We start from the raw sequence: 6,412 nt of genomic DNA, 5'->3' as shown, positions 1-6,412 counted from the left end.
GTCGGGCTCCAGCACCGGCTCGATCGAGGATCTCGGCAAGCTCGCGCCCGACCATGGCTGGTACCAGCTTTATTCCGCCAAGGACCAGGCCGTCTCCGAGGACATGATCAAGCGCTCGGCCGATGCCGGCCTGCGCACGCTGGTCTTCACCGTCGACGTGCCGGAAGGCTCCAACCGCGAGCGCAATGCGAGGAACGGCTGGGGCCGTCCGCTGAAGCTCACCTGGAAGACCAAGTTCGAGGCGCTCCGGCATCCCGCCTGGATGATGCAGTGGCTGCGCCATGGCACGCCCTATTTCGACAACTGGGCCAAGTACGCCGGCTCCAACCCCACGGCCAACTCGGTGGCCGACCTCGTGGCCTACCAGAACCGCGCACCGATGAGCTGGAAGCACGTCGAGCGCTACCGCGAGCTGTGGAAGGGCAACTTCGTGCTGAAGGGGATCATGCATCCCGACGACGCCATCCGCGCCCACTCGCTGGGGGTCGACGGTATCATGGTGTCGAACCACGGCGCCCGTCAGCTCGATATCGCACCGTCGCCGCTGGAAGTGCTGCCCGCCATCCGCGACGCCGTTGGCGACAAGATGACGGTGATGTTCGACGGCGGCATCCGCCGCGGCATGGATGCCATCGTGGCATTGTGCATGGGCGCCAAGTTCGTCTTCGTGGGCCGGCCGACGCTCTACGGCGTGACCGCGGGCGGCGTGGCGGGCGCTGCCAAGGCGCTGCAGATCTTCCGGCGTGAGATCGATATTACCCAGGCCCAGATCGGCGCGCCCAGGATTGCCGACCTCGGCCCGCAGTTCCTGATGTGGAAGGACGTGGAGGATCTGCGCCGCAACAAGCGCTGATCCTCCCACCCCGATTTCCTACTGCACCACCTCGAACAGGCCGGCGGCGCCCATGCCGCCGCCGATGCACATCGTGACGACGACGTTCTTGGCCTTGCGGCGGCGGCCCTCGATCAGGGCGTGGCCGGTGCAGCGGGCGCCGGTCATGCCGAAGGGATGGCCGATCGAGATCGAGCCGCCGTTGACGTTGAGCTTGTCGTTGGGGATGCCGAGCTTGTCGCGGCAGTAGAGCACCTGGACCGCGAAGGCCTCGTTCAGCTCCCAGAGGTCGATGTCGTCCATCTTGAGGCCGAAGCGCTTCAGCAGCTTGGGGATGGCATAGACCGGGCCGATGCCCATCTCGTCGGGCTCGCAACCAGCCACGACCAGGCCCTTGTAGATGCCGAGCGGCTTCAGGCCGCGCTTGGCGGCCTCGGCGTCGTTCATGATCACCACGGCCGAGGCGCCATCGGAGAGCTGGCTCGCGTTGCCGGCCGTGATCCACTTGTCCGGGCCCATCACCGGCTGCAGCTTGGCCAGGCCCTCGATGTTGGTGTCGGGCCGGTTGCCCTCGTCCTTGGCGAGCTTGACCGTCTTCTTGGTGGTCTCGTTGGTGTTCTTGTCGGTGACCAGCATCGTGGTTTCCATCGGCACGATCTCGTCGTCGAACTTGCCGGCCTGCTGGCCCGCCGCGGTGCGGAGCTGGCTCTGCAGCGAGTATTCGTCCTGCGCCTCGCGGCTGATCTTGTAGCGCGCCGCCACGGTATCCGCCGTCGTGATCATGGCGTGGTAGATGCCCGGTACGTGCTCCTGCACCCAGGGATTGACCAGACGGTTCTTGTTGCCGCCCGGCGGGCCCTGCACCAGCGACACCGACTCGAGGCCGCCCGCGATCATCACCGGCACCTTGTCGACCAGGATGCGCTGGGCCGCCATCGAGATGGTCTGCAGGCCCGAGGAGCAGAAGCGGTTGACGGTGGCGCCCGAGACGCTGACCGGCGCGCCGGCACGCATCGCCGAGACGCGGGCGACGTTGGAGCCCGTCGTGCCTTCCGGCGCGGCGCAGCCCAGGAGCACGTCCTCGACTTCGGCGAGGTCGAGCTTGGCGCGCTGGGCGGCATGCTTGATCACGTGCGCGCCCATGTCGGCGCCGTGGGTGTCGTTGAACACGCCGCGGAAAGCCTTTCCGATCGGGGTGCGGGCGGTGGAGACGATGACGGCATCAGCCATTGGATTTTCCTTCCCTCAAACTCGAATTGATCAAACGGTAGAGAATTTCTTGCCTTCCTGCACCAGCTTCTTCAGCAGCGGCGCGGGCTCCCAGAACGGGTCGCCCGAAGCGTCGCGATACTTGAGAAGTGCGTCGTGGATGGTCTTGAGACCGACCACGTTGTCGGCCCACCACATCGGGCCGCCGCGATAGACCGGCCAGCCGTAGCCGTTGACCCAGATCACGTCGATGTCGAGCGCGCGCTGCGCCATGCCCTCTTCCAGGATCTTGGCGCCCTCGTTCACCATCGGATAGAGCGCCCGCTCCAGGATCTCCTGATCGGAGATGGCGCGGCGCGTGATGCCGAGCTTCTTCGACGTCTCCTCGATGATCTTCTCGACCTCGGGATCGGGGATCGGCGTGCGGTCGGGCAGGTTGTACTTGTAGTAGCCGGCGCCGGTCTTCTGGCCGAAGCGGCCGAGTTCGCAGATCGCGTCGGCGACGTAGCCGGTGTAGCGGACGTTGCGCTTTTCCTTCTCCTTCTTGCCCTGGCGGATGCGCCAGCCCACGTCGTTGCCGGCGAGGTCGCTCATGGCGAAGGGGCCCATCGGGAAGCCGTAGTCGAACACCACCTTGTCGATCTGCTGCGGCAGCGCGCCTTCCTCCATCATGTAGGCCGACTGGATGCCCCTCATCCTCAGCATTCGATTTCCGACGAAGCCCTCGCAGACGCCGACGAGGACCGGGATTTTGCCGATCTTCTTGGAGAACGACATGACGGTGGCGATGACGTCCTTTTCGGTGGCCTTGCCGCGCACGTTCTCCAGGAGCTTCATGACGTTGGCCGGCGAGAAGAAGTGCATGCCGATCACGTCGCCGGGGCGCTTGGTGTAGGTGGCGATCTGGTTGACGTCGAGGCCCGAGGTGTTGGTCGCCAGGATCGCGCCGGGCTTGGTCACCTCATCGAGCTTCTTGAAGACGGCCTCCTTCACTTCCATGGTCTCGAACACGGCTTCGATGACGAGGTCGACGTCCTTGAGGTCGTTGTAGTCGAGCGTCGGCTTGATCAGCGCCATGCGCTTGTCGACGTCCTCGGCCTTCATGCCGCCGCGCTTGGCGGTGTTCTCGTAGTTGGTGCGGATCGTCTTCAGGCCGCGGTCGAGCGCCTCCTTGGAGGTCTCGAGCATGGTGACCGGCACGCCCGCATTGGCGAAGTTCATGGCGATGCCGCCGCCCATGGTGCCGGCGCCGATGATGCCGCCGGTCTTGATCTCGCGCTGCGGCGTGTCGGACGGCACGTCGAGCACCTTGGCCGCCTCGCGCTCGGCGAAGAAGTAATAGCGCTGCGCCGCCGACTCAGACGAGGTCAGCAGCTCGACGAACAGCTCGCGCTCGCGCTTCATGCCCTCGTCGAACGGCAGCTCGACGGCGGCCTGCACCGTCTTGATGATGTTCCACGGCGCCTTGAAGCCACGCGCTCGCCGCGCGATCGCCTTTTCCGTCTCCTTGAACAGGTCGGGCGATTCCAGCGTCGCGGTGAGATCGCGGATGCGGCGCAGCGGCGCCTTCTGCGCCAGCAGCATCTCGGCGTGGGCGACGGCGCCCTTCAGCAGGTCGCCCTCGACGATGGCGTCGACGATGCCCTTGCTCTTGGCCTCGGGGGCGGGGATGTGGCGGCCCGAGAGGATGGCGTCGAGCGCATATTTGGCGCCGGTGAGGCGGGGCAGGCGCTGGGTACCGCCGGCGCCGGGCAGCAGGCCGAGATGCACTTCCGGCAGGCCCATGCGCGTGGTCGGCAGCGACACGCGGTAGTGCGCGCCCAGCGCCGTCTCGAGGCCACCGCCCAGCGGCGTGCCGTGCAAGGCGGCGACGACCAGCTTGGGCGAGTTCTCCATGGTGGCGATGACGTCGTTCAGGTTGGCGCCCGACGGCGGCTTGCCGAATTCGCGGATGTCGGCGCCGGCGATGAAGGTGCGGCCGCCGCCGATCAGCACGATGGCGTCGATGTTGGGATCCTTGCCGAACGCCTCGACGCCCTCCTTGATGCCATTGCGCACGGCGGCGGCGAGCGCATTCACCGGCGGATTGTTGACCGTGAGGATGCCGATACGCCCCTGGGTGGAGCGAAGGACTGCGTCGGACATGGGCGTATCTTTCCCTGTGAAGGCTGTTGGTGTTGGGCTCGTCTTAGCACGGATGCAGCGACCGCAAGGCGTTCCAGGATTTCGCGTTGCGGAGGATCACGCGCATCTTTCGCGGGGTTGCCCGAGGTTTCCTATCTGTTCGCGCAAGTCTCTGAAAACAAGAAGGGATGCGCCCAAAAGCGACACACCTGATGTGACATTTCCAGACGCGGTATTTCAGATGGCGTCGTCGCCGCGCGGTTCGATACGCCGGTTGCCGGACCGGGCGCGCGCGTGATTCAACATGAACATGATCAGGCGTTCGTCGTGACGGCGGTAGGTGGCGGTCATGACGCCGTTGCGGAAGACGTAACGCGGCACGCCCGTTCGGGCGAGGGAGTAGCCACGGTCGAGAAGCTCCTCCTCGCGGAGTTGCAGGGCCCTGTCCCAGCGCTCGGCAAAACGTGGATCCGTATCACGCCAGCGATAGAGCGTGCGGCGGTCGATTCCGGCCCGCGCCGCCGAATAGCTGACCGAGCCGGTCTTTTCGAGTTCGCGCAGGAAGGTGACCCGGCGGCGCAGGTTGGTGCGACGGCGCGATTCGCCAACCCGCGGCGCGGTCCACAAATACTCCGTGACGTTCTGCTGTGGGCGGTTCATCGATATTCTCCTTTTGTTCTCCTAAGCAGGATAGTAGAAAGGATAGGAAATGGACGTCAAGGACAGACTTGGACCCCTGCCGATATTTTATGGAATGGAGGCAGATCTCTGGCGCGCCGCCTACCGAGAGGTATTCGAAAGGAATGCCGCCTCGCCGAAGGCTGCCCCAGGCAGAACCGTTGCCGGCAAAAAAGGCCGGGTCACCAGCCCAAACCGGTTCGCCCGTCTGCGCCATCATGTGGGCAAGAGCTTGAATACGGCCGAGATCATGATCCTGACGCGCGGCAAGTCCTGACGCGACCCCGGTCGATACCGGCGTCCTGCTCGATCTCGTGACCGACGATCCCGATCGGTCGGCGTGGTCGTTGGCCCGTCTCGAGGAGGCTGCCCAGGCAGGCCGGTCCTCTTCAACGATCTCGTCCATGCCAAGATCTCGATCCGCCGCGATCGGATATCAGAACACCCTCGGCAAGAAACCGGCCTTCCCTCAGGAATTCTTCAGACTCTCCTCAGGAGACGCCCAAGCAATCGGCTGCGGACGACGCTAATCCTGTGCGTGTCTATGGTCTTAGTGCAGGAGCACGTCATGAACGACTACACTCTTCCGCGCGTCGTCCTCGACAAGCCTGGTCGCGGCCGGGTTTACGAGACAATCCTCGATACCATCGGCAATACGCCCCTGGTGCGAATCGGACGGCTCGCCAGAGAGGCGGGGTGCCAGGCGGAGGTTCTCGCCAAGTTGGAGTTCTTCAACCCGCTTGGCAGCGTGAAGGACCGCATTGCGATTTCGATGCTCGACGCGATGGAGGCCGAGGGCCAGATCGGCGCAGGTAGCGTGATCGTCGAGCCGACCTCGGGCAATACCGGGGTCGGGCTCGCCTTCGCCTGTGCCGTCAAAGGCTATCGCTGCATTCTCACGATGCCGGACAGCTTTTCCGTGGAGCGGCGCAAGCTGATGCGGTTTCTCGGTGCCGAGCTGGTACTCACTCCGCGCCAGCAAGGCATCGGCGGCGCGATCGCCAAAGCCAAGGAGATCATCGCTGCCACGCCCAAGGCGGTGATGCCCTGGCAGTTCGGCCATCCGGCCAACCCGGATATCCATCGCCGCACCACCGCCGAAGAGCTCTGGCGCGATACCAATGGCGTAATCGACGCGGTGGTGTTGGGCGTCGGCACTGGTGGTACGCTGACCGGCGTGGGCGAAGTCCTCAAGGCGCGCAATCCCAAGCTGCACCTCGTGGCCGTCGAGCCTGAAAACAGCCCGGTGCTGTCGGGGGGGACGCACTCGCCCCATCTCATCCAGGGCATCGGAGCCGGCTTTGTGCCGGACGTTCTCGACCGCAGCCTGATCGACGAAGTCATGCTGGTCAGCAACGACGAGGCGATCGGCACGTCGAGGCGCCTGGCCGCGCTCGAAGGAATTCCGGCGGGCATATCGTCGGGAGCCGCCCTTGCGTGCGCGATGCGACTTGCCGCACGCGACGAAATGAAGGGCCGCACGGTCGTCACGCTGCTGCCCGACTCCGCCGAGCGATACTTGTCCACGGCCTTGCTCGATGGCTACGCTCAGGACCCAGCCTGAACGGA

6 protein-coding genes are annotated in these 6,412 nt (G+C 65.2%); 3 read left to right on the top strand and 3 right to left on the bottom strand.

From position 1 onward, the window contains the following. Nucleotides 1-853: alpha-hydroxy acid oxidase (locus EPO55_RS04310; protein WP_296335207.1), on the top strand; the 853-nt coding region annotated here is incomplete at its 5' end. 18 nt (nt 854-871) lie between these two features. Here the strand turns inward: EPO55_RS04310 and EPO55_RS04305 are convergent. From EPO55_RS04305 to EPO55_RS04295, 3 genes are all read right to left on the bottom strand, one after another. Next, nucleotides 872-2,062, bottom strand: coding sequence for an acetyl-CoA C-acyltransferase (locus EPO55_RS04305; protein ID WP_296335206.1), 1,191 nt, complete (start codon nt 2,060-2,062; stop codon nt 872-874). A 30-nt stretch (nt 2,063-2,092) separates the two neighbouring features. Then, nucleotides 2,093-4,186, bottom strand: a complete 2,094-nt coding sequence (locus EPO55_RS04300) for a 3-hydroxyacyl-CoA dehydrogenase NAD-binding domain-containing protein (RefSeq protein WP_296335205.1) — start codon at nt 4,184-4,186, stop codon at nt 2,093-2,095. Nucleotides 4,187-4,402: 216 nt separating this feature from the next. Continuing rightward, nucleotides 4,403-4,825, bottom strand: coding sequence for a hypothetical protein (locus EPO55_RS04295; RefSeq protein ID WP_296335204.1), 423 nt, complete (start codon nt 4,823-4,825; stop codon nt 4,403-4,405). Nucleotides 4,826-4,874: 49 nt separating this feature from the next. On the opposite strand from EPO55_RS04295, the gene EPO55_RS04290 reads away from it, so the two are divergent. Next, the gene (locus EPO55_RS04290; protein ID WP_296335203.1) at nt 4,875-5,120 is read left to right on the top strand and encodes a hypothetical protein; all 246 of its coding nucleotides are present in this window, start codon (nt 4,875-4,877) and stop codon (nt 5,118-5,120) included. A 291-nt stretch (nt 5,121-5,411) separates the two neighbouring features. Continuing rightward, the gene (gene cysK, locus EPO55_RS04285; protein WP_296335202.1) at nt 5,412-6,407 is read left to right on the top strand and encodes a cysteine synthase A; all 996 of its coding nucleotides are present in this window, start codon (nt 5,412-5,414) and stop codon (nt 6,405-6,407) included. Nucleotides 6,408-6,412: the final 5 nt, after the last annotated feature.

Origin of the sequence: Reyranella sp., assembly GCF_004296935.1 — a bacterium.
In the GTDB taxonomy this organism is placed as follows: domain Bacteria; phylum Pseudomonadota; class Alphaproteobacteria; order Reyranellales; family Reyranellaceae; genus Reyranella.
The sequence above is the reverse complement of the archived record's forward strand: the minus strand, read 5'-3'. Positions and strand labels throughout refer to the sequence as shown.